Annotated in this window: 18 protein-coding genes; 5 read left to right on the top strand and 13 right to left on the bottom strand. The window is 62.9% G+C overall.

The window, feature by feature from the left end; all coding sequences use genetic code 11:
* Position 1 precedes the first annotated feature (1 nt).
* The 3 genes from JNB89_RS16420 to JNB89_RS16410 all read left to right on the top strand — a co-directional run bounded on the left by JNB89_RS16420 (position 2) and on the right by JNB89_RS16410 (position 4,081).
* A complete protein-coding gene (locus JNB89_RS16420) occupies positions 2-808 on the top strand; it encodes an enoyl-CoA hydratase/isomerase family protein (protein ID WP_013338226.1) in 807 nt (268 codons plus the stop codon).
* Positions 809-841: 33 nt separating this feature from the next.
* Entirely contained in the window at positions 842-2,608 is a 1,767-nt protein-coding gene (locus JNB89_RS16415; RefSeq protein WP_220362949.1) for a GMC family oxidoreductase, read from the top strand.
* A 96-nt stretch (positions 2,609-2,704) separates the two neighbouring features.
* Positions 2,705-4,081: an MFS transporter gene (locus JNB89_RS16410; RefSeq protein ID WP_220362948.1), complete on the top strand. Its 1,377-nt coding sequence runs from the start codon at positions 2,705-2,707 to the stop codon at positions 4,079-4,081.
* A 138-nt stretch (positions 4,082-4,219) separates the two neighbouring features.
* Here JNB89_RS16410 and JNB89_RS16405 read toward each other — a convergent pair whose 3' ends face one another.
* From JNB89_RS16405 to JNB89_RS16395, 3 genes are all read right to left on the bottom strand, one after another.
* Positions 4,220-5,128, bottom strand: coding sequence for a LysR family transcriptional regulator (locus tag JNB89_RS16405; protein WP_220362947.1), 909 nt, complete (start codon positions 5,126-5,128; stop codon positions 4,220-4,222).
* Positions 5,129-5,260: 132 nt separating this feature from the next.
* Complete coding sequence (locus tag JNB89_RS16400) at positions 5,261-6,361, bottom strand: extracellular catalytic domain type 1 short-chain-length polyhydroxyalkanoate depolymerase (RefSeq protein ID WP_220362946.1); 1,101 nt, start codon at positions 6,359-6,361, stop codon at positions 5,261-5,263.
* A gap of 33 nt (positions 6,362-6,394) precedes the next feature.
* Positions 6,395-6,811, bottom strand: coding sequence for a CopG family transcriptional regulator (locus JNB89_RS16395; protein WP_041728636.1), 417 nt, complete (start codon positions 6,809-6,811; stop codon positions 6,395-6,397).
* A gap of 250 nt (positions 6,812-7,061) precedes the next feature.
* Here JNB89_RS16395 and JNB89_RS16390 point away from each other — a divergent pair, with 250 nt between their 5' ends.
* On the top strand, positions 7,062-7,277 hold the full coding sequence (locus JNB89_RS16390; protein ID WP_013338232.1) for a DUF2945 domain-containing protein: 216 nt from the start codon (positions 7,062-7,064) through the stop codon (positions 7,275-7,277).
* 127 nt (positions 7,278-7,404) lie between these two features.
* Here JNB89_RS16390 and JNB89_RS16385 read toward each other — a convergent pair whose 3' ends face one another.
* Positions 7,405-9,675, bottom strand: coding sequence for a TonB-dependent receptor (locus JNB89_RS16385; protein ID WP_220362945.1), 2,271 nt, complete (start codon positions 9,673-9,675; stop codon positions 7,405-7,407).
* Positions 9,676-9,999: 324 nt separating this feature from the next.
* On the opposite strand from JNB89_RS16385, the gene JNB89_RS16380 reads away from it, so the two are divergent.
* Positions 10,000-10,737 (top strand): transporter substrate-binding domain-containing protein, encoded by a 738-nt coding sequence (locus JNB89_RS16380; RefSeq protein WP_220362944.1) that lies wholly within the window; start codon positions 10,000-10,002, stop codon positions 10,735-10,737.
* Between the two features lie 179 nt (positions 10,738-10,916).
* Here the strand turns inward: JNB89_RS16380 and JNB89_RS16375 are convergent, their stop codons facing one another.
* The 9 genes from JNB89_RS16375 to JNB89_RS16335 form a co-directional block, all read right to left on the bottom strand.
* A complete protein-coding gene (locus JNB89_RS16375) occupies positions 10,917-12,503 on the bottom strand; it encodes a methyl-accepting chemotaxis protein (RefSeq protein ID WP_220362943.1) in 1,587 nt (528 codons plus the stop codon).
* A gap of 229 nt (positions 12,504-12,732) precedes the next feature.
* The gene (locus JNB89_RS16370; RefSeq protein WP_220362942.1) at positions 12,733-13,629 is read right to left on the bottom strand and encodes a LysR family transcriptional regulator; all 897 of its coding nucleotides are present in this window, start codon (positions 13,627-13,629) and stop codon (positions 12,733-12,735) included.
* A gap of 273 nt (positions 13,630-13,902) precedes the next feature.
* Complete coding sequence (locus tag JNB89_RS16365) at positions 13,903-14,964, bottom strand: aldo/keto reductase (protein ID WP_220362941.1); 1,062 nt, start codon at positions 14,962-14,964, stop codon at positions 13,903-13,905.
* Between the two features lie 60 nt (positions 14,965-15,024).
* Positions 15,025-15,435: a hypothetical protein gene (locus JNB89_RS16360; RefSeq protein WP_220362940.1), complete on the bottom strand. Its 411-nt coding sequence runs from the start codon at positions 15,433-15,435 to the stop codon at positions 15,025-15,027.
* A gap of 31 nt (positions 15,436-15,466) precedes the next feature.
* Positions 15,467-16,783 carry a chloride channel protein gene (locus JNB89_RS16355; protein WP_220362939.1) on the bottom strand — a complete coding sequence of 439 codons (1,317 nt, stop codon included), beginning with the start codon at positions 16,781-16,783 and terminating at the stop codon, positions 15,467-15,469.
* A 130-nt stretch (positions 16,784-16,913) separates the two neighbouring features.
* A complete protein-coding gene (locus tag JNB89_RS16350; protein ID WP_220362938.1) occupies positions 16,914-18,194 on the bottom strand; it encodes an HlyD family efflux transporter periplasmic adaptor subunit in 1,281 nt (426 codons plus the stop codon).
* A gap of 31 nt (positions 18,195-18,225) precedes the next feature.
* Positions 18,226-19,803, bottom strand: coding sequence for an efflux transporter outer membrane subunit (locus JNB89_RS16345; RefSeq protein WP_220362937.1), 1,578 nt, complete (start codon positions 19,801-19,803; stop codon positions 18,226-18,228).
* 45 nt (positions 19,804-19,848) lie between these two features.
* Complete coding sequence (locus JNB89_RS16340) at positions 19,849-21,411, bottom strand: DHA2 family efflux MFS transporter permease subunit (RefSeq protein WP_220362936.1); 1,563 nt, start codon at positions 21,409-21,411, stop codon at positions 19,849-19,851.
* A 601-nt stretch (positions 21,412-22,012) separates the two neighbouring features.
* Positions 22,013-22,450, bottom strand: coding sequence for a MarR family winged helix-turn-helix transcriptional regulator (locus JNB89_RS16335; protein ID WP_220362935.1), 438 nt, complete (start codon positions 22,448-22,450; stop codon positions 22,013-22,015).
* Between the last annotated feature and the right edge of the window lie 281 nt (positions 22,451-22,731).

Genomic DNA, 22,731 nt, shown 5'->3' with positions numbered 1-22,731 from the left:
TATGAGCGATCTGAACCATCGCGCCCAGACGCTGCTGCAAGACCTCGACGGCTTTTCGGTCGAGATCGACGCCGAACGCGAGCGTGCCGACATCATCCTGCACCGGCCGCCGTTCAACGTCATTTCGATGCATGCGCGCGACCAGTTGCGCACCGTCTTCGAGGCGCTGGACGACGACGAGCGCGTGCGCGTCATCGTGGTGCGCGCGACGGGCGAGCACTTTTCGAGCGGCGGCGACATCAAGGGCTTTCTGGAAGCGTCGCCGGAGCACGTTTCGAAGCTCGCCTGGAACATCGCGGCGCCCGCCCGTTGCTCGAAGCCGGTGATCGCGGCCAATCGTGGCTTCTGCTTCGGCGTGGGATTCGAGCTGTCGCTCGCGTGCGATTTCCGCATCGTCACCGACACGACTTTCTATGCGCTGCCGGAACAGAAGCTCGGGCAGATTCCCGGCTCGGGCGGCTCCGCGCGTCTTCAGGCGATGGTCGGCATCGGGCGGACCAAGGACATCGTAATGCGCTCGCGGCGCATTCCGGGCAAACAGGCGTACGAGTGGGGTATCGCGGTGGAGTGCGTCGCCGACGCGGAACTGGAAAACGCCACCAATGCACTCGTCGACGAACTGCGCGCGTTTTCGCCGCTCGCGCAGCGCACCGCGAAAAAGCTGCTGAACGATTCCGAAGACGCGCCGCTGTCCATTGCAATCGAACTCGAAGGGCATTGCTATAGCCGGCTGCGCACCTCGGACGATTTCCGCGAAGGCGTCGAGGCTTTCCACGGCAAGCGCAAGCCCGTGTTTCGCGGAAGTTGATAAGCACTGCCACAAGACACCAGGAGACAGGGAATGGAACGCTTCGATTACGTGATCGTGGGCGGCGGCTCGGCGGGATGCGTGCTCGCGCACCGGTTGTCGGCCGTGGCCTCGCTGCGCGTCGCGCTGATCGAAGCAGGCGCCGATACGCCGCCGGGCGCGGTGCCCGCGGCCATCCTGGACAGCTATCCGATGCCGGTCTTCTGCGGCGAGACGTATATCTGGCCGGACCTCAAGGCGAAAGCCACGAGGCACGCCGCGCCGCGCGTCTACGAGCAGGGCCGCGTGATGGGCGGTGGCTCGAGCATCAACGTGCAGTCGGCTAATCGCGGCCTGCCGCGCGACTACGACGAATGGGCCGCAAACGGTGCGCATGGGTGGGCATGGCGCGACGTGCTGCCGTACTTTCGCAAGCTCGAACGCGACGTCGATTTTCCGGGCGGCGAACTGCACGGCAGCGACGGCCCCGTGCCGATTCGCCGCATCATGCCCAACGACTGGCCGCCGTTCTGCCATGCGTTCGCAAAGGGCCTGCGGGCGAACGGCCTCGCGCAGTTGCAGGATCAGAACGGCGAGTTCGGCGACGGCTTCTTCCCCGGCGCGTTTTCCAACATCGACGACAAGCGTGTGTCCACGGCTATCGCCTATCTCGACGAAGCCACGCGCAAACGCCCGAATCTCACCGTGTATTCGAAGCTGCGAGTCGAGCGGATCGTGATGGAAGGCGGCGCGGCGCGCGGTGTGGTCGCGGTCACGGCAGGCGGCGAACGCGTGCGTTTCGAAGCGGGCGAAGTGGTGCTGAGTGCGGGCGCGTTGCAGTCGCCCGCGCTCCTGATGCGCGCGGGAATTGGCGACGCATGCGAACTTCAGGCGCTCGGCATTGCGTGTGCAGTGGAACGGCCGGGCGTCGGACGCAACCTGCAGGACCATCCGGCGCTCACGTTCTGTCATTTTCTCGAACCGCGCTTTCGCATGCCGCTCACGCGGCGCCGCGCCAGCATGATGGCGGCGCGCATGAGTTCGGGCGTCGCGGGCTGCGACGAGTCGGACCTGTATCTGTCGAGCGCGACCCGCGCGGCCTGGCACGCGCTGGGCAATCGGCTCGGTCTTTTCTTCCTGTGGTGCAACCGGCCGCACTCGCGCGGCCGCGTGCAACTGCTGTCCGCCGATAGCGACGCCGCGCCGCGCGTCGACCTGAATCTGCTCGACGACGAACGCGATCTGCAACGGCTCACCACCGGCGTGCGGATGCTCGCGCGCGTGGTGCAGGCGTCGGGGCTTGGGCGCGATTCGCGCGATTTCTTTCCCGCGGCGTTTTCACCGCGCGTGAAGGCATTGAGCCAGGTCAGCGAGCGTAACGCGCGTTTGACGGCAGTGCTCGGCACGCTGCTGGACACGCCTGCGCCGCTGCGTCGTTTCATGCTCGAGCGCTTCTTCACGCGTGGGCTGAATGTGGCTGCACTGGTTGCCGACGATCGCGCGCTCGCCGAGTTCATCCGCGCAAACGTGTTCGGCGTGTGGCATGCGAGCGGCACGTGCCGCATGGGCGATGTGCGGGACCGCGACGCCGTTACGGATGCCGAAGGGCGCGTGCATGGCGCGAAGGGACTGCGCGTAGTGGATGCCTCGCTGATGCCGAGACTGCCATCGGCCAATACGAACATACCGACCATCATGATCGCCGAGAAGATCGCCGACGCGATGATCGCCGCGCGGCGCGCGAGCGCGGCATCGGGCACGTGGAGCGCGGATGGCGCCCCGAGTGCATCCGGGCCCTCGCCGCTTGCCGCCGCGCACTGACGATTTTTTAACCTCGACAAGAGCACGTGAAAGACAAACGTGCCTACGACACCGGAACGATCGGAAGACGGCCCGGTGACACACAAGGAGATGCAAATGTCCGTAGCAGCGCAAGAAAGTGCCGCCGCGCTTGCCGTCAATCAACGGCAAGTCATGGGTGCGGTGTTGGCCTCGTGCATGGGTTGGGCGCTCGACCTGTTCGACCTGTTCGTCCTGCTGTACGTCGCGCCCGTCGTCGGGCGTCTGTTTTTCCCATCGCAACACGCGATGCTTTCGCTTGCGGCCGTCTACGCGTCCTTTGCCGTGACGCTGCTGATGCGCCCGCTGGGCTCGGCGCTGTTCGGCTCCTACGCGGACCGTCATGGCCGCAAAGGGGCAATGATCATTGCGGTCGTGGGCGTCGGCCTCTCGACGGCGGCCTTCGGCGTGCTGCCGACGGTTGCGCAGGTGGGCCTTGCCGCGCCGATCGCGTTCCTGCTGCTGCGGCTCGTGCAGGGCGTGTTCGTCGGCGGCGTGGTGGCGTCCACGCATACCATCGGCACGGAATCCGTTGCGCCCAGGTATCGCGGCGCGGTGTCGGGGCTGATCGGCGGTGGCGGCGCGGGTTTTGGCGCGTTGCTCGCGTCGCTCACGTATCTCGCGATGTCGGCGCTTTTCCCTGGCGATCTGTTCGACGTGTGGGGCTGGCGCTGCATGTTCTTCACCGGCATTCTGAGTTCGGTGCTCGGGCTCTTCGTATTCAATAGCCTCGAAGAATCGCCGCTGTGGAAGAAGCTCGCCGCGGAGAAGGCCGCCCGCGCCGCTGCCCAGCTCAAAAGCGGGAAAGTCGAAGTGGTGCGCTCGCCGATCCGCACGCTGTTTTCGCGCGATTATCGCAACGTGCTGTTCGTGAACCTGCTGCTGACCATCGGCGGCGGCAGCGGCTATTACCTCACCTCGGGCTATCTGCCGACCTTCCTCAAGATCGTGAGCCACGCACCCAATGGCGCGGCGGCAGCAATCCTGATGATCTGCAGTGTGGCGGTGGTCGTCGCCTCCGTTGCGGCGGGGCATTTGAGCACATTCATCGGACGCAAGAGCGCATTCCTGTGGCTCGGCATCATCCGGCTGATCGCGCTGCCCGCGCTCTTCTTACTGCTGCCGGGCGCGCAGAGCATCACGATGATCGGCGTGTATGCGGTGCTGCTTTCCGCGCTCGGCAGCGCGGGTTATGCGCCGATCCTGATCTTCCTGAACGAGCGCTTTCCGACTGCAATCCGTGCTACCGGTACGGGGCTTTCATGGAACATCGGCTTTGCCATTGGCGGGATGATGCCGACCTTCGTCTCGCTCGTCGCGAAGGACGCGAGCCAGTTGCCGTCGACGCTCGCGATTTTCGTCGGCACGATCAGCGTGATCTTCCTGATCGGTGCGTTCGTCGTGCCGGAGACGCTCGGCAAGCTCGACAACGCAGCGGCAGGCAATCGTTCCTGAAGCATGCAGGCAGAGGCGGGCGCGCAAAAGCGCGCGCCCGCGCATCGTCCGATAAAGGAGTGTTGAACGCGTCGTCATCAAGCATGGCGACAGCATCCGCGCATTTGCGATGAGCACGCGCGGCGCGTGAATTTTTCATTAAACCCGCGCGCCCGTGGTTACGCGACGGATCTCCTCGGTGATGATCGCAATCAGCGCTTGCGAAGCCGGCCCGAGAGGCCGCTTCGGATGCGTGACCTGAATGATGTGGCGAACGATTGGCGGCGACACGATGGTGCGCGCCTGTAGCAGACCTTTGTCCACCTTCTCCTGCACCACGACGCGCGGCAGGATGGTCGCGATGCTGGTCTGCTCGACGAATTGCACGATAGTGCTGAGCAGATCGATCTCGAACTTCGGCTGAAGAACGACGTCGGCAGCCATCAACGCGGCATCGAGCGCGCCGCGCAGACCGTTGCGGCGCGTCGGAAGCACGAACTCGATATCGGACTGCGTGATGAGATCGATCGCTTCGGGCAGAGGCGGACCGTGGGTCGCGCTCGTTACCAGCACCATTTCTTCCACCAGCAGCGGCTCTACGTCGAGCGTGAGCCGCCCGCGCGGCTTGTTGATGATCGCGGCGTCGAGCCGGCCCGCTTCGACGGCGTCGATCAGTTGCGCGCTGAAGCCGTCCGCGACGGACACCTCCACCTGCGGAAAGAGGGCGTCGAACCGCGCGAGCGATTCAGGCAGCACGCTTTGCGCTTCCGACGACACCATCCCGAGCGACACGCGCCCCGTGACGATCACGTCGCGCCGGCTCAGATGCTCGCGCGCATGTTCGATGTCGCGCATGATGGGCGTGTAGAGGCGATACATGAGCCGGGCCGCTTCTGTCGGGGCCATGCCATGCGGGCCGCGCGCGAAAAGCGTCTGCCGCACTTCGCTCTCCAGCTTCGAAATCTGCATGCTGAGCGCGGGCTGCGCGATGTTCAGCCGCTTCGCGGCGCGCGTCACCGTACCCTCCTCGAAGAGAGCGATGAAATACTGGATCTGCTTCAATTCCATGGGGCGGCGCTCGGGCGGGAAGGATCGGCTGTCGCTTCAAAGCAGTTATCGTAACGCCCGGTGCGATCGGCAACCAACTGGAGCGGCCTCGCGACGCAACGGGCACCGCAGCGCAGTGCGGCGCGCTGATGCTCAGTGACGAGGGTGCTCCAGAAAAAACCGCACCATCTCGGCGCTGGCGTCGGGGCCGGACGGATCGGTATAGCTTCCTCTTGAAGAGCCCCCTGCCCACGCATGAGGCGCGCCGTGGATGATCCACAGTTCGGCCTCTACGCCGGCTACCGATGTCATGTGTCGAACCGTATGCTGGCGCGAGCCGCCGCTCGCACCCGGCGCACGAGTGGCTGTCGCCTCACTCGCCGCGAAGCCGTGTACCAGTGCGTTGGCGTTGGCAGGATGCACGGTTGCATCCGCATCGCCGTGAAAGACGATGAGCGGGCATGGCGACGGCCGTGCGTCCAGCGTGTCCGCCCGGCCGGCTTTCTGTGCTTTGAATCGGGTCTTGCCGCCGCGCATCGCCGCGAGCGCGGAGGGCAAGTCGTGCGCGCATCCGACCGGCAGGCCGGAATGGACCCCCGCTGCTGCGTACAGATCGGGATAGGCCTGCGCTGCGATGGCCGCCATCGCGCCGCCGGCCGACAGACCCGCAACGAAGACACGCTTCGGATCGACGTTGTAATTCACCATGACTTCGCGCGTGATGCCGGCGATCAGCGACGGCTCGCCACGGTCGCGCTGCTGGTCCGCTGGTCTGAACCAGTTCCAGCATTTCGACGTGTTGGCGCCTTGCGGCTGGGTCGGATAAGCGACGATCAAGCCGTGCGTTTCGGCAAGGGCGTTCATCCGCGTGCCGGCTGCGAAGTCGTCGGCGTCCTGCGTGCAGCCGTGCAGCATGACGATGAGCGGCAGCGCATCCCCACGGTAATGGCTGGGCACGTAAAGCTTGTAACTTCGCTCGCCCGCGGCATTCGCATAGCGCCGCATGCTGAAGTGCCCGCAATCCTGTACGTCGGGTTCGCTGCGCGTCGTGTGGGCGCGTTGCCGGGGTTGCGCAAAATCGGGGGCGGGTGGTGTCGTCGCATGGTCGCGCGGGTCGGCATGCACGTTTGCGCCCCTTTTCGGCTCGCCACGCATGGCACGCCTGACGATTTCCGCGGCCGCGGCGGGGTCGTTGTGACGAAAGCGGGCGAACGCCTCTTTCATCGAGTCCAGAAAGCCTTCATTGAGTTTCATGTTTTTTCCGTTAGCGGGAAACAGGCCGGCACGTCAGCGGATTCGATCTGCCAGCGCCGCCTTCACCGCGGGTGACGCATGGAGCGCGCCTCGAACCAGAATCGAGTCGATCGCTGCCAATGCAAGTTCGGGTGAGACGTCCGTCGCGATGCTCGCCAGCCCGAGCACCTGGATTCTCAGTCGTTGATTCGCCGCGCAGGCTGCCTCGAGGTCCTGTCTCGAGAAATGCTGAAGACCCAGTACGAACTCGCGGCGCGTCACCGTATCTTTGACGGCCGGAGCGTGGATCGCCAGCTGATTGCGAATGGCTGTACGGATCAGGTCAGTGCGGTTCGAGTAAAAACCTTCTTCAACGAGAAGATCGATTTGACCTAGATCGACTGGGCCCAGGTTGATCGTGATTTTTTCAGTCTCGCTGCCTCGCGAGCGGTCCGGCACTTCTTTCGGCATATGCAGGTTTTCTCCGGTTTCCTTCTGATAACCATCCATATGGATGGTTATAGGCTGTTTTTGGCTCGGCGTCAATGCGGCCGTTTGCGTTTGCGTTTGTGCTTGCGCATGTGCTTTAGCGGCTCCAGGCGCGCGCGGCGTTCGGCGCCTGCGCGACAGGGCGCTGACGGACCAGGTCTGGCGCACGTCACCGCTGGGCATAGGGTTTGCGCACGCTATCGGCTTCCGAGTCGAACAACGGAGCGTCGCCATGAGCCACGAACTGAAGGTCAACGACCGCGTCAGCTGGAATACGCCGCAGGGCGAAACGCACGGGCACGTGACGCGCGTCATTACCGAGCGCGCGAAGGTGGACGGACATGTCGTCGCGGCATCGCCGTCGGACCCGTCGTATGAAGTCGAGAGCGACAAGAGCGGCAAGCGCGCGGTGCACAAGGCAAGCGCGCTGCACAAGTCGCGGGGTTAGGTTCGAGCGCTTGGGATTTATCGCTGAGGTTCGACCGCTCAGCTTCGACCGCCGCTGCTGCGCGTGTCGGGCAGAGCGACGGTCTCATGGTCGCGAGTGGGGCCGCGCGAACGCCGGCCCGCGATTATCAGAAGTCGAATTGGGCCGACAGCAGCACCGTGCGCGGCGCGGCGTTCGTCAGATACGTGCCTTGTTGAATCCAGTAGCGGCTGCCAAACAGATTCTCGATGTTGGCGCGCAGCACCACGTCCTTCGTCGCAATCCGCGTGGCGTAGCGCAGGCCCACGTCGTATCGGGTCCACGAAGGCAGGCGCAAGGTGTCGCTCGAGTCGTAATACTGCGCGCCAGTGTGGATGATGCGACCGTTCACGCTCAGGCCCTGCACCCACGGCAGATCGTAGTCCGCGCCCAGGTTGAAGGCGAACTTCGGAACCCCGCCAGCAGTGTTGCCGTCCTGCGCCCCGCCCGCCGTGCCCGATACCTTAGGATCGTAGAACGTTGCGCTCGCCATCAGTCGCAGGCTGCGAAACACCTGTCCGTACGCGGCGAGTTCGAGGCCGCGCACGCGGGTCTTGCCGTTGTAGCCGTACAGGTTCGTGGTCGGATCGGTGACGGCGTTTGGCTGCGTAATCTGGAAGATCGCCGCCGACGTCATGACGCGGCCCCAGTCCGCTTTGACGCCCGCTTCATATTGGTTGGACTTGTACGGGGCGAAGGCTTGCCCCGCGTTCGCCGTGCCGGCCGGCGCGGTGCCGCCGTTGGACAGCCCGGACGTGAAGTTGCCGTAGATGGAGACGTTCGACAGCGGCTTCACGACAATGCCCGCGAGTGGGGTGATGGCTTGCTGGTCGATGGAGCTTTGCCGCGCCCCGGTGGTCGGGTCGTAGTTGTCCTGGCCGATTGTCTGTCGACGGAACCCGCCGGTAATGAGCAGACGGTCGTTGAAGAACGACATCGTGTCGATCACCTGCTGGCTGTTCAGGCGAGTCTGGCTGCTGCGCTGCATGTCGCCGCGCGGCGAGTCGACCGGCAGCAGCGCCGACGGTGTGTACAGGTTCGACGGCACCGCAGTGGAGCCGAGCGCATAGAAGTAGCCGATTTCCTGATTCAGGCTCGTGATGCCGGTGACGAGCGTGTGCTTGACGCCGAACGTGTCGAAGTGGAACCGCAAACCCGCGTCGACGGTTTTCGTCCGCGTGTACTGATCGTAGTAGCCGTTATAGACGTTGAATGTGCCCGCCGACGTCATGTCGGTCGCATACGGGAAGGTCTGCTGCGAGGTGCCATAGTGCTCGCCCGCTGCGCCGTACACCGTCACGTACTGGTTGATGTCGTACTCGGCGCGCGTGGTTACGGCGGTATCGCGCAGCTTCAGCTTCGAGCCCGGATACAGATTGTTGTAGCCGGATGGCACCGCAGGTATGGCCGTGGCGGTGCCCAGGCCGATTTGCGAGCGTAGCTCGTCCGTGTTCTCCGAGACGTTGTATGCGTCGAAAGACCAACGGAACTGCTTGCCGCGGTAGTCGAGCCCGATTGCGCTGTCGCCCTGAAGCTGATTGCCGTGCGCGATACCTGTTTGTCCGTCCTTGATCTGCCCGTTAAAGCGAATGCCGAATTGACCTTCATCGCCGAAGCGGCGGCCAATGTCGGCTGCGACACCGAATTGCCCCTTCGACTGATACAGCGCGGTGAGGCGCGTGAGCGGCGTATCGTCCGCGCGCTTCGTGACGATGTTGATAGCGCCGCCGACGCTGCCGCCCGGTCCCATGCCGTACATCAACGCGCCCGGACCTTCGAGCACTTCCACGCGCTCCAGCAGGTTCACCGGCACGCGCGCTGCCGAAACCATGCCGTACAAGCCGTTTAACGCGACATCGGTCGCCTGCACGTCGAAGCCGCGAATCTGGAAGACATCGCCAAAGCCGCCCGCGCTTTGCTCCGCGCGCACGGAGGCGTTGTTGACGACCACATCCGCGATGGTTCGCGCCTGTGTGTCGCGAATCAGTTCGTCGGTGTAGTTGGTGGTATCGAACGGCTGGTTCATGACGTTCGACGTTCCGAGCACGCCGATGCTGCCACCTCGCGCCACTTGTCCGCCCGCGTAGGGCGCAGGCAGCTCGCCCGGCGCGGCCTTGCTGCTCACGACGACGGTCGGCAATGCGGTGGGTTCCGATGCGGTAGCGCCGCTGCAAACGGTCCCGGCTTCCGTGTTCCCAATTCGCGTGGTTCGCGTGGCGGACGTGCCGTCCGTGGTGGTGATGTCGTGCGTCTCGGCCTGAGCCTGCGCCTGCGCGGCCTGCAACGCAGTTGCTGCGACGAGACCGACGAACAAGGTTTCGACGGCTCGCGAAAGCGTCGTGCGCCGAGTGTTTTTCTGTTGATGCTTGCGGTGTGGCATGTGCTTTCGTTCTTTTCTGGAGGAGGGAGGATCCATGCTGCGTGAATGAGAACCATTCGCAATTCTAGGGTATTCCCTCGCACGAAAAGTAAAAAGCCGGTGTTTTCGTCGCAGAACTGTTGTCATTCGGCGACGCGAGCGGTGTTTTTCGCCGGATTCGCGAGCCGACGGCTAGTGACGGAGCACGCTCGACGGTCGCTCCAGTGCCGCCGCGGTCAGTGCGCCCAGCGGTAGACGGCACAAGGCGGCGTTCGCGCATGTGAGTAGAATCGTCAGCAGTCAGCCCCGCCGTTGACGGGCATTTTCGATTTCCGGGACCAGGTGATGAAGGTAACGATTGCGTACATCGAAGAACCTCCGTTCGGCTGGACCGAAGCGGATGGCACCGCGAACGGTGCTGATATCGAACTCGCCGACACGATCCTGCGGCAGATCGGTGTCACCCGGATCGAGCATTGCCTGACCACCTTCGGCGAATTGCTGCCCGGCGTCGCGGCGGGTCGCTGGGACATGAATGTTCCTCTCTTTGTGACGCCGGAGCGTGCCAGTAAAGTTGCGTTTAGCCAACCGGTGTGGGGAATGGAGGACGGTTTCCTGGTCAGGCTGGGCAATCCAAAGGCGCTCACCAGCTACTCGTCGATCGCCGAACGTCACGATGCGCGTCTCGGCATTATTGCCGGACAGGTACAGCGAGATTCGGCAATCTCGTCAGGTGTATCCGAGAAACAAATTGCGATCTTTGAGCATCAAGCCGATGCGATTGCGGCCGTTCTCTCTGGCGAGATTGACGCATATGCGAGCACTGCGTTGGGAAATCGTATTGTCGCGAGCCGGGTTGGCAGTTCGGTGATCGAGGCCGTCGCGCTTGAGCGACATACAGATGACACACAGCGGACGCCGCCGCTGGGCGCGTTCTCATTCAACCGGGAGAACGTCGATCTGCTTAGAGCGGTAAATCAGGCACTTCGTTTATATCTGGGCTCGCCGGATCATCGCGCTCGCATGGCGAAATTCGGTCTGACGGATAAAGAGATCGATCCCGCTGTGATGAGAGCGGGATAGGTCGGCGTCAGCATTTTCGCGAGCCAACCCGCGCACTGAGACGTTCCGGCTGCGGGCTTCGGCAGCGTGTCTGTGAACGCCGACCAATCCCGATCAATTGGCCCGGCGTCCATTATCGCAGTGACATTTGAGGGCTTCGCTGCGCCGTTGATGGCTGGCGTTGCACTAGTGAACGACGGTCACGACGTATGTGCCAATCTGTGACTCAATAAGCCGGCGGACGTTTGTTCTGTCTGCTCCGTGCGGAACACCGCGACGGCCGCGGCCAGTTGCTTCGCCTGGTCTTTCATTGAACCCGCTGCTGCTGCGGCTTCTTCAACCAGGGCCGCGTTCTGCTGGGTGACTTCGTCCATCTGGGAGATAGCCTGATTCACCTGCTCGATGCCGCGGCTCTGTTCGTTGGAAGCGGATGCAATCTCGCCCATCACGTCGGTTACCCTTTGGATCGCAATCCCGACGCGCTGCATCGTCTCTCTCGCCTGCGTGACAAGTGCGCTTCCCTCGTCGACCCGGCTGCCAGATGTCTCGATGAGCTCCTTGATTTCCCTGGCGGCAGTAGATGAGCGTTGCGCGAGGTTGCGCACTTCGCTAGCAACGACTGCGAAGCCACGACCCTGTTCGCCCGCGCGCGCTGCTTCCACCGCTGCGTTGAGTGCCAGGATGTTGGTCTGGAATGCGATGCCTTCGATGATCCCGATGATTTCGGTGATCTTGCCTGAACTCTGCTGGATGGCATCCATCGTCTGGATGACCTGACCCATGATAGCGCTTCCTTCATTGGCCACGGCATTCGCGTTGTTAGCCAGACCACTCGCCTGCTGGGCGTTCTCCGAATTGTGCTTAACCGTTGCGGTCAGTTCCTCCATGCTCGCCGCGGTTTGCTGCAGCGAAGCCGCTTGTTGCTCGGTGCGACTCGAGAGGTCGGTATTGCCCGCGGCAATCTGGACAGCACCCGATGAAACGGATTCCGAGCTCGTGCGGATCTGGATCACCATGTCTTGCAGACCACGACGCATCTGCTCCACTGCGGCAACAAGACTGTGATTGTCGCCGTCCTTAACTGCCGCTGGAGAACTGAGATCGCCAGCTGCAATGCCTTGAACGACGCGGGCTGCGAACTGCGGTTCGCCGCCAAGCGCTCCTGTGACGCTGCGTATGATCTTCCACGCCATTACGCCAATCAGGGCAACCGCGAGGGCTATCAAGCCACCGATCTTCAGGATGGTGTTCAAGAAACCGGCACTCACGTCGTCCGTGAAGAATCCTGTACCGATCCACCAGCCCCACGGCTTGAACTCCACAATGCCGTTCATCTTTCCGGTCATCACGCCGGTCCCGGGGTGGGTCGTTACTACCATCATCACAGGAATGTGCTCTTTCGCGAGCATCTCGCGATAAAGGTCCGTGTCTGGCCGTCCGTCCGGCGCCTTGCCGAGCAGAACCTTGCCGACGTTTTCCCGCTTCCGATGCACAAGCGAGGTCCCGTCCGGCAGGCGCGCCCAGAAGTAACTCTGATCGGAATAGTTCATATTGCTTAGCGCGGTCTTCGTCGCGGACTGCGCCTGCTCCCTCGTCATTGCACCGGCAACTTCCTGCTCGTAGTAATAGTTCGCGAGGTGCTCGGCCATACTCAACAGATTGACGATCTGCGCCTGCTTGGCGTCGAGCATGGAGCGTCGCATGCTGTAGGCGCTGTATCCTCCCACTGCAAGCAACGCGATAAGCGCTGTCATGGCTAGCAGCGCTAACCGGGTAGAGACTTTCATTTGAGATTCCGAACGGATGGTTGTCATTGCCGCAAATCGCGACGTCTTCGGTATAACGACACAAACGGCGACCGCTTGAATTAGGGAAAACTGCAACTTCAGCAAGCGTTCCCGGCTGTCGGACCGGAGTGAGTCCGATGTGCACCACCAGATTACCGCCGCCTCTTGCGGCTTCGCGGCCGTGCATGCTTGCCACTTCTGCTACGCCTAAGAGCGTTGCCGCGTGGCCTCACTCGTCGATAGATTCCCGCGCCAAAGCGGACGAAGCGCTCGCGAGGGTTTCCGCAAGAAAGTCGCTTACTGCCTTTACCCTCGCGGAGCTGCTGATATCCGGGTGCACGACGAGCCACACATGGTTTGAAAACACCCTGGCTGGCGGCAAGACCTGTACGAGATCGTCGTTTGCAACGAGAAAGTCGGGAATGATCGCAAGCCCGAGTCCTGCACGGACAGCCGCGATCTGCGTCGGCAAGCTCGACGTCAGCAGCGCAATATCGCTGTCGGCTATACGCTCGGCTGCCCAGACGGCCGCCGGCAGATGAGCGTGCGCGCCGTCCCACGCGATGAACGATCGTCCCTTGAGCGGGTCGCCATCCTTAGCCGGATGAGCCTGAAGATAGTCGCGGCGGCCATAAACGGAGTACGTCATTCGCCCGAGCCGCCTCACTTTGAGGTTGCCGCGATTCGGTCGCACCATCCTCAGCGCAATGTCCGCCTCCTGTGTGTCGAGTTCCGCAGTCAAGGTGCTCGTCACTATCTCCAGGCGAATAAGCGGATACTGCTCGCGAAATTGCGGGAGCGCTGGTATCACGAGGTCGGTCGCAATGTTTTCGGAGGTGGCGAGGCGCACGGTGCCGGACGGTTGTTCGGCGAGCCCGTAAGCGCTGCGCTCGACTGCAAATACACCGGCCTCGGCCATCTCAGCGCCTTCGAGAACCCGCTCGCCTTCACGAGTCAAGCTGTAGCCAGTCGGGCTGCGCGTGAAAAGGGTGACGCGCAGGCTCGCCTCCAGTTCGCTGATGCGACGGCTGACTGTCGAAACACCCACGCCCAGATCGCCAGCGGCCTTGCTGAGGCTGCCCGTTCTGGCCACGCAAAGGAAATATCGCAGGTCGTTCCAGTCCATCGATGTGTCTCTCAACAGGCAATCAGATTCACGTGCACCCGATTCACGTGCACCCGATTCACGTGCACCCGATTCACGTACACCCTTTCGCAGGCAGCAAGCGGATGCGCCCCTGGTCGGGTTGCCAGTATGCCAGTCTCGGTCGAATAGCAGCATCGCGGCGCGACGTCCGTCCATACGTGACGATAGCCGCGAGTAGAAGAGCAGCGGGAGATGCCGCGCGGGCATCTCCTTGCACATCGCCCGGCGAAAAGCCGTGGCGACGGTGCGCGCTCAGGATGCGGCCGTCATCTTTCTGGCCCAGAGATCGACCGGACCCAGACGGTCGGCGCCCTGGGTCTCGAGCATCCAGCCTGGATATTCAGGCGGAAGCGCACTCACGTTGTCGAGCGCGGCAATTTCTTCGTCGGACAGGGTGATGTCCACCGCGGCAATGTTGTCTTCGAGCTGGCTAAGACGCTTGGCCCCCACGATCACCGACGTCACGACCGGCCTCGACAGAAGCCACGCCAGTGCGATCCGTGCCGGACTGCAACCGTGGGCGTCGGCGATCGGGCGCATCACATCGATCACGTCCCACGCTCTTTCCTTGTTCACGAGCGGAAAATCGAAACCCGAACGACGCGAACCTTCAGCCGACTGATTCTCGCGGCTGAACTTACCCGACAGCAGCCCGCCGGCCAGCGGGCTCCAGACGAGCAGCCCCAGCTTCTCCGCTTCCAGCAGCGGCGTGAGTTCGCGCTCGACATCGCGACCCGCGATGGAGTAATAAGCCTGCAACGTGTTGAACCTTGCGAGATTCAGTCGTGCAGAAGCGCCGAGCGCTGTCGCGATCCGCCAAGCCTGCCAGTTCGACACGCCGATATAGCGGACCTTGCCTTGGTGGACCAGATCATCCAGCGCACGCAACGTTTCTTCGAGCGGCGTGACGGTGTCCGTCGCATGGATCTGGTAGAGGTCGATATGATCGGTTTGCAGCCGCTTCAAACTGGCTTCGACTGCATCCATGATGTGGCCGCGAGAAGCGCCCACATCGTTGCGGCCGGGGCCCATCCGGCTATACACCTTGGTTGCCAGCACCACGTCCTTTCGCGCGATCCCGAGGTTCTTCAGCGCCTGGCCCAACGTGGCCTCGCTTTCGCCGCCCGAGTAGACATCCGCTGTATCGAAGAAATTGATACCGGCGTCGATGCTCGCCTTGACGAGTTCATCCGCGCCGGCCTGGTCGACGTTGCCGATATGCTCGTAGACGCCCTTGCCACCGCCGAACGTCATCGTGCCAAGACACAACTGCGAAACCAGCAAGCCAGTATTTCCCAAGGTCTTGTATTTCATTATGGACTCCTGTTGGTATGGGATAAAGGTTTAGCGTCGTTGATGGAGACGTCTGCTCCATCAGTCACGCAGCTCCACGACAATGACCGCTGCCGACCTGCTCGAATGCGCGCCGGCAAATGGTGCAGTCGCAGTTTCTGTTTGCTTATTGTGGGTCTTCGCCGAGCACAGTTGAATACGAAAAAGCGGCGAGCCGCTTTCCGTTTTTGGAAAGCCGCCCGGGCTCATGCCCATAAAGATGACTGCCGCTTTGCAGTCCGGAGTGCTCCGGGACAACCTGAAATGGGCCGCGTCTTGAATGTGTCCTGTCTGAGCGACAGATACGCCAGCCCGGCCGCGCATGACGCGGCGGCTCTTGGCATGCGCGGTTATCTCGGCGGCAACACCTAGATCACTATCGCAGCGATTCGTAGGGGAATCGACGTGCAGCCAGACCCCGGCGCAAGTGCATGCAGCCGCGCGCAGTTGCATGCTCTACGTCATGACGACCGTAGGCCGCCCGTCACGCGCGGCCGGATGGCAGTGCTTCGGGCGTTGACGCCACGGCACGCAGCCGCGCCTGCAGTTGCGGAATGCCGTGATACATGGCCACCGAGCCGCCGACCGCCAGCATCAATGGGAACAGTAAATCGTGATTGGCGTGCGTGAACTCGACGATCAGCACCACCGCGGTGAGCGGCATCTGCATCGAAGCAGCCAGGAACGCTCCGGCACCGATGATTGCAGCCGCGCCCGCCGGCACGCCGGGCAGCAGATGATTCCACGCGCCCGCCAGCACGACCGCGAGTAGCGCGCCATTGGTAAGCCCGGGCGTGAGCAGGCCGCCTTCCGCGCCGGCACGCAGGCTCGATGCTTCGATGCTGACTTTCAGCACGAGCAACATGGCCGCGAGCGAGATGTTCACGTCGCCGCCGAACGACAACGCAGCCGCGCCTTTGCCGTTGCCGGCGAGCTGCGGAAAGTGGCCGACCAGCACGCCAATCACCAGGAAATTGAGCAGCGAAAGAACGATGAGACGCGATCCGCGCGGCGCGTTCGCACGTGCGCTCGACGTGAGCATGACGAAGCATCGCGCGGCCAGTCCGAACAGGGGACCGCACAGCGCGGCCCACACAATCAGCGCCATGCTGCTGTGAAATGCTGGGACGACATACTGTTGTTCGTTGCCGAGTCCGATCCACGCGACCACGGCGGCGATGGCCGACGTGAAAATCGCAGCGACTATCGCGCGCGGTGCGAACGTGCCGAGTAGAACCTCGATCACGAATACGGCGCCGCCCAGCGGCACGTTGTAGACAGCGGCAAGGCCCGCGCCTGCGCCGCACGCCACTAGCAGGCGGCAATCATCCACCGAGAGGCCCGCGCGAGCGGCAATACGGCCTGCCACGAGCGAGCCGATCTCGCGCGGAGCGACTTCGCGTCCCAGCGGCGAGCCGAGCGCAACGGTGATGATCTGCAGCAGCGCATGTGCGACCGTGCTGACGACCGGCATACGGGGATCAGACGATGCGACCGCTTTGCGTATGCTGACCAGCGGCTTGCCGAAGCGATACAACGCTGCCCACCCCGCGCCCGCGATCAGTCCACAAGCGGCCAGAACAGCGAGGCGCCTTTCGGGCGAAGCAGCGCTCACGCCTTGCAGGAACGACTCGGGTCCGATCAGGTGCGCGGTCGAATAGCCATAGGCAATGTGTTGCACGCCATGCAGCAGGAGCGCAAGCGCCGCACCGCCTAGCCCCGCCCCGACGCCTGCACAAGCCAGCGCGACGATGAAAGCGGGCAGGGAACTGCGGGAGTCCGTGTGAGGAGGCGAGGTCATGATCGTCACGCGATTAGGGATTTCCCTAATAATACGTCGCTAACAGAATGCGCGCAGTGAATTGTTTGAATCTACTCATGTACGCAGCGCATGAATGGCACGTTCTGCTGCCGCTCGCTCATCCATGACCTCAACCCGCCTGTGTCTTCGCCTCTCGAGACGATACGCGTGGCGCGGACGTCTGCGACCGGGCAGTCGTTGCGGGCGCAACCAGTGCATTCTGTTTGATGATCCGCTCGATTGCGGCATCCGCCTGATCCTCGTAGCCGGTAAACACGTCGGTCCGATAGCGCGTGTTTTGCGCGGCGCCGAGTTGCGAGCCGGATTCGTCGCGGGTATCGACATCGACCACCATCGACAAGCCGATGCGCAGAGGATGCGCGGCCAGCTCGGCGGGATCGAGTGCGATGCGTACCGGCAACCGCTGCACGATCTTGATCCAGTTGCCGGTGGCGTTCTGCGCGGGCAGCGTGGCGAACGCACTGCCCGTGCCGGCTGAGAATCCTTCGATATGGCCGTGGTAACGAATGCTGCTGCCGTAGACATCGGAGGTCAGGGTGACGGGCTGACCGATGCGCATGTGCTTGAGCTGCACTTCCTTGAAATTGGCATCGACCCACACGCCGTCGAGCGGCACGATCGCCATGAGCGGCGTGCCGGGAGCCACGCGCTGGCCAACCTGTACCTGACGCTGAGCGACATAGCCGGTTACCGGCGCGGGCAGGGTGTCGCGCGCGTACGCAAGCCACGCGGTGCGCACCTTGGCGGCGGCAGCCTGCACGTCCGGATGCTGCTCGACGGTGGTGCGATCGGTGAGCGCCTGGTTGGCGTCGCCCTGTTGGCGCGCCGCGTCGAGTGCGGCCTGCGCGACGCTGACCGCGTCGCGGGCATGCGCGATGTCCTCGGCCGAAACCGCGCCCGTGTCGGCGACCGCTTGACGTCGGCGCAGGTCGTCGCGGGCGCGGGCAAGGTCCGCTTCGCGCTGGGCGACGTTCGCGGCGTAGAAGCCGTTGTTCGCATAGAGCCCGCTCACGCGTCGCACGGTCTGGCCCAACTGCGCTTCTGCATCGGCGAGCGCGAGCTTTGCGTCGGCCGGATCGAGCGCAACGACAGGCGCGCCCGCTTTGACGATCTGCGTGTCGTCCGTGTTGACGGCGATCACCGTACCGGTGACCTGCGGCGTCAGTTGCACAAGGTTGCCATTGACGTATGCGTCGTCGGTCTCCTGGTGAAAGCGGCCCTCGGTGAAATAGTAGGCGCCATACGCCACGCCGGCGATGGCAACAGCGGCGGCGAGCAGCGCAATCAGACGCTTGCGGCGTGCCGGAGGGGTGGCGGACGCCTGCCCCTTGCTCTCTTGTTCGTCATTCGGATCGTCCAGCTTGCGGCCGGATGTGATGGAATCGCTCATTGCAGTTCTCCTGAAGTGTTGCGCGTGTCAGTCAATGTTCAGCCGATGCGGTGACAACGCCTGCGGTCGCGTCACGGTGCGGCAACGCGGCGTCGGTCTTGGGTTGGCGATCTGCTTGTGGCGGGGCAGGAAGACTCGCAGCAGCATCGGACGAAGAGCTCGCCGGGTCATCGACGTAGCCGCCGCCCAGCGAGGACGCCAGTTCGATCTGCTGATCACGGCGCGTCATCTGAAGATTGACGATTGCTTCGTCGGCATTGAACGCAGTCACGTCCGCGTTGAGTACGGTCAGCTGGTTGGTCAGGCCCGCCTGGTACTGCACAGTCGCCAGCCGGTCGGCATCGCGAGCGGCCTGTTGAGCCGCCTGCGCGTCGCCGAGCTGGGCATCACTCGAACGGATCTGTGCGAGTTGGGTAGCGACGCCGCTCAGCGCGCTGATCAGCGTCTGGTTGTAGGTCGCAACCGCATAGTCGAAATCGGCGTAACGGCCCTTCAACTGTGCGCGCAGCGCGCCCGCGTCGAAGATAGGCAGATGTATCGCCGGCCCGACAGACGCCGTGCGACTCGCCGCGGTCAGGAAACGGCCGAAGCCGAACGCGTCGAGGCCGATTGCGGCGCTCAGATTGATGTCAGGGTAAAACTCCGCTTTCGCTTCGTTGATTCCATGCGCGATCGCGTCGACACGCCAGCGCGCTGCCACGATGTCGGGCCGCCGGCTCAGCAGGTCGGCAGGCAGATTGTCCGGCAGACGCACCTCGTCACCCGCGCCAAGCGCGGGCTTCGCGATCGCGAGGCCGCGATCCGGTCCTTTGCCGAGCAGCGCGGCCAGTTGATAGCGCGTGGTGAGAATGCTGCCGTCGAGGGCGCTCACATTCGCACGGCTGGTGGCAAGGTTGGCCTGCGCCGTCTTGCGCTCGACCTCGGTATCGAGGCCGGTGGCAATGCGGCCCGCGGTGATGCGATCGATCTGTTCGCGCCGCGCCACTTCCTGCTGCGCGATGTCGCGCAGCGCGTAGAGCCTCGCCAGCTCGTTGTAGGTACGCGCAATCGAGGTTTCCAACGTGAGCTTGACGACCTCCGCGTCTGCTTTGCTGGCCGCCTGTTGCGATACGGCCTCGCGCAGCGCCTCGCGGTTCTTGCCCCACAGGTCGAGATCGTATGAAGCGCTCAGCAGCCCCTTGTTTTCGGTCTGCCATGAGCCTGCATACGGCGGCGGGACCAGCGCTGTGCTGCTGTATTGCTGACGTGTCAGCGTGTAGTCCGCATCGATGCGCGGCAGCGTGCGCGACTTCGCGGTCTCGCTGTAGGCTTGCGCCGCCGCCACCCGCGCGCGAGCCTGGTCTAGCGTGGGGCTGCTCTGCAGCGCTTCGGCGACTAGCGCTTTCAGCTGTGTGTCGCCGAACTGTTCGAACCAGTCCGCGGATGGCCAGCGCCCTTGCTCCTGCGGGAGGCTCCGCGCGGTGCCAAGCTGTTGCGCTTCTACCATTTGCTGGTCGCCGTGAATGCCCGCGTAGTTCGCACACGCCGCCAACAAGCCGATGGCAGCCACCGAAATTGCGCGCTTCAGTGAAGCGGCAGCAACGCCTGCGTTAGAAGTCTGCGTTTTCATCTTCTGCTCTGTCAGATAAATAGTGGAAAGTAGGCGGCGTGAGGTTCAATGTCCGCCGGCAGCAACCGCGCCCGCGGCCGCGCTCTTCGTCGGCCTGGTGATCCAGATGAGGGGAATGATCACGACGAAGATCACTGCCGAAATCCAGAAAATGTCGTTGAGTCCCAACATCGTGGCCTGCGCGTTCAGCGAACTTTCGTAAAAGGCAGTGGCCTTTGGAACGCTTGCGTGCAGCGTCGTTTGCAGATTTGCTATCGCACCGGTGAAACGTGGGTTGTCCACGCTCGTCTGCTCGACGAGCCGCGCATGATGCAGAATCGTGCGGTCATTCCACGCATTGCTCATGAGCGATGTACCCACGGCGCCGGCAAAAATGCGCGCGAAGTTGGACAGGCCCGCGGCCGCCGGAATCTCCTCAGGAGAAAGTCCCGAAAGAATGATCGCGGTGAGCGGCGTAAAGAACAGCGCTGTAGGAATGCCTTGTAGCAGCGTCGGTAAAACCAGCGTCCACGCGTCGACACCAGTGGTGTAATTGGAGCGCAGAAAGAACACCCCGGCGAATCCGAGAAATGCGAGCGTGGCCAGCACGCGCATGTCGGAGCGCGGCATGACTTTGCCCATCACCGGGGCAAGGATCACGGCGAAAATGCCGAGCGGCGCGGTCACGAGTCCGGCGTCGACCGCAGGGTATCCGAGGAAGCCCTGAATCCACTGCGGAAGAATCACGAGGTTGGCGAAGAAGATTGCGTAGGCAACCGAGATGGCAATGGTGCCGCCGAAAAAATTGCGTTTGGTGAAAAGACGCAGGTTCACAATCGGTCTGTCTTCGGTCAGTTCCCAGATGAGGAAGAACAGGAAGCTGACCACGGCAACGATGGTGAGTACCCAGATGGTCGTGGAATTGAACCAGTCGAGGTCGCGGCCCTTGTCCAGCATGATCTGCAACGGGGCGACCCAGGCGATCAAAGAAATCAGACCGACCTTGTCGACCGGGAGCTTGCGGGCGGGCGTTTCGCGGTCGCGATAGATTGCCCAGATCGCGCCGGCTGCAAACAGACCGACGGGCACGTTGATGTAGAAAATCCACGACCAGCTATAGCTGTCGGTAATCCAGCCGCCGAGCGCGGGTCCAGCAATTGGGCCGACTGTCGCCGTCATTGCCCACAACGCCAACGCGCCTGAACTCTTGTCCTTGGGAAAAGACGCGAGCAGCAGGGCCTGCGAAAGCGGAACCAGCGGCCCGGCGACGGCGCCCTGAACGACGCGTGCCGCAAGCAGTACCAGCAGGTTCGGCGCGAGTCCGCAGGCCGCCGAAGACAGCACGAACAACATGATCGCCCAGACGAACAGCTTGACCTGCCCGATGCGCTGCGTAAGCCACCCAGTCAACGGAATGGACACAGCGTTAGCTGCCGCAAAAAGTGTGATGACCCACGTTCCTTCGTCGATCGACACACCGAGGTTGCCCGACAGCGTCGGAATCGCGACATTGGCGATCGACGAATCGAGCACGTTCATGAACGTGGCGAGCGCCACGGCAAATGTGCCGATGGCGAACCGCGCGCCCGTCAGCGGAACCGGCGCACCGGTATTGCCGGGTGAGTTCATGTCACGTTCTCCCTTAATCTGTGAAGCGCCTTCAGAGCGCGGTTTTATCTGACAAGTCAGATACAAGTTGATAAAAAAGGCCGATCGGTTAATCAGCCGCTTTCATGCATGCCAGGTGCTGGATGTCAGGACCGAACTATATTTGACTTTGCAGATAGTTGCCAACGGATTTACGTGCTTTATGCCGTGGCTCGCGTGAAAACAGTGTTGCACTGCTGGCAACTATCAGCGCGCCGTTTTCCCATGTCGCCCCGCGCCTGTGACGGTCAACTGCGCTCGGCCGTGTTCTGGATCGTCAATGGCACGCGCGGCGGCGCGTAGACGCGTCTTAGCTGCGGTTGGTACGTGACCATACGTGCCCCTCGGCTGAAAACCTGGCGGCACGAGGAAGCACTGCGGTCGGAATTCGCGGTGAAGCCGCGATGACAGGGCAGGAGAGTGGTAGAAACGTCGGCGCGCTCACGCGCGGGCACGGCACGGAAATGCGGCCATGGGGCATGAACAGCAGAGGGTCCGGCCAGCGTGCGTTCCAGGCTTTTCACCTGGCTGGAAGGACCGCCCACGCACCTATGCGGACGATGCTGCGGAGGCGAACGCGCCTTCAGTCGCCGAGAAACTTGCGAAGCAGCCGATCGAACTCAGCGAACTCGGCCTTCGAAAAATTGCGCAGGCGTGCATTCAGCACATGTGGTGCGACTTCCCGCATTCGCTCGGCGACTTTCTGTCCGGCGGCCGTCAACGTTAAATTGACCACGCGGCGGTCGCCCGGGTCACGCGAGCGCTGCAGCAGCCCGTTCGACTCGAGCTTGTCCAACATTCGCGTCATCAGGCCCGTGTCGATTCCCAGCATTTTGGACAACTCGAAAGGCGTATTCGCGATGCCTTGCTTCATCGAAAGCAGAATGCCCATTTGCGGGCCTGTTATATCCAGGTCCTTGAGCGCCGCGTCCATTTCGGCGGACAACAGATTTCTTGCCTTGACGAGTTTCAGGCCAATGCTGTTCGTGATTATGAAGTTGCGGGGCGTGTAGTGATTCATCGTGACGTCCTCCAGATCGCAACCGACAATATCTGCGTGGTCAGATATTGTCAATAGACGGGGACGTAGCGGGTCTAGTTTGCTAGTCGCGCTGGTATAGTCGTCATGGCCCGTTATGGCCAACTAGTCAGTTGGCAGGCCGCTCAGCAATACGCTCACGCGCTGGCTCTTCGGCAGATGGGCATCCAGATTCCTCAATTCCCGAAAAGCCCTGCAAAAGCAGGTCGAACCCACACCTCGTGCGGTGGCGTGGTGTCCTGGCAGGTGTAGGTGCCGCGCGA

This window comes from Paraburkholderia phenoliruptrix (genome assembly GCF_019511605.1).
In the GTDB taxonomy this organism is placed as follows: Bacteria; Pseudomonadota; Gammaproteobacteria; order Burkholderiales; family Burkholderiaceae; genus Paraburkholderia; species Paraburkholderia phenoliruptrix_A.
Note: the sequence above shows the minus strand (reverse complement) of the source record. Positions and strands in the feature narration are given on the sequence as shown.

Coding starts and splice junctions, on each gene's coding strand:
- JNB89_RS16365 (WP_220362941.1), bottom strand. CDS start 14,964: ATGAAATACAAGACCTTGGGAAATACTGGCTTGCTGGTTTCGCAGTTG.
- JNB89_RS16400 (WP_220362946.1), bottom strand. CDS start 6,361: ATGAAACTCAATGAAGGCTTTCTGGACTCGATGAAAGAGGCGTTCGCC.
- JNB89_RS16380 (WP_220362944.1), top strand. CDS start 10,000: ATGAAGGTAACGATTGCGTACATCGAAGAACCTCCGTTCGGCTGGACC.
- JNB89_RS16415 (WP_220362949.1), top strand. CDS start 842: ATGGAACGCTTCGATTACGTGATCGTGGGCGGCGGCTCGGCGGGATGC.
- JNB89_RS16410 (WP_220362948.1), top strand. CDS start 2,705: ATGTCCGTAGCAGCGCAAGAAAGTGCCGCCGCGCTTGCCGTCAATCAA.
- JNB89_RS16340 (WP_220362936.1), bottom strand. CDS start 21,411: ATGAACTCACCCGGCAATACCGGTGCGCCGGTTCCGCTGACGGGCGCG.
- JNB89_RS16420 (WP_013338226.1), top strand. CDS start 2: ATGAGCGATCTGAACCATCGCGCCCAGACGCTGCTGCAAGACCTCGAC.
- JNB89_RS16390 (WP_013338232.1), top strand. CDS start 7,062: ATGAGCCACGAACTGAAGGTCAACGACCGCGTCAGCTGGAATACGCCG.
- JNB89_RS16395 (WP_041728636.1), bottom strand. CDS start 6,811: ATGCCGAAAGAAGTGCCGGACCGCTCGCGAGGCAGCGAGACTGAAAAA.
- JNB89_RS16350 (WP_220362938.1), bottom strand. CDS start 18,194: ATGAGCGATTCCATCACATCCGGCCGCAAGCTGGACGATCCGAATGAC.
- JNB89_RS16345 (WP_220362937.1), bottom strand. CDS start 19,803: ATGAAAACGCAGACTTCTAACGCAGGCGTTGCTGCCGCTTCACTGAAG.
- JNB89_RS16405 (WP_220362947.1), bottom strand. CDS start 5,128: ATGGAATTGAAGCAGATCCAGTATTTCATCGCTCTCTTCGAGGAGGGT.
- JNB89_RS16335 (WP_220362935.1), bottom strand. CDS start 22,450: ATGAATCACTACACGCCCCGCAACTTCATAATCACGAACAGCATTGGC.
- JNB89_RS16385 (WP_220362945.1), bottom strand. CDS start 9,675: ATGCCACACCGCAAGCATCAACAGAAAAACACTCGGCGCACGACGCTT.
- JNB89_RS16360 (WP_220362940.1), bottom strand. CDS start 15,435: ATGCAACTGCGCGCGGCTGCATGCACTTGCGCCGGGGTCTGGCTGCAC.
- JNB89_RS16355 (WP_220362939.1), bottom strand. CDS start 16,783: ATGACCTCGCCTCCTCACACGGACTCCCGCAGTTCCCTGCCCGCTTTC.
- JNB89_RS16375 (WP_220362943.1), bottom strand. CDS start 12,503: ATGAAAGTCTCTACCCGGTTAGCGCTGCTAGCCATGACAGCGCTTATC.
- JNB89_RS16370 (WP_220362942.1), bottom strand. CDS start 13,629: ATGGACTGGAACGACCTGCGATATTTCCTTTGCGTGGCCAGAACGGGC.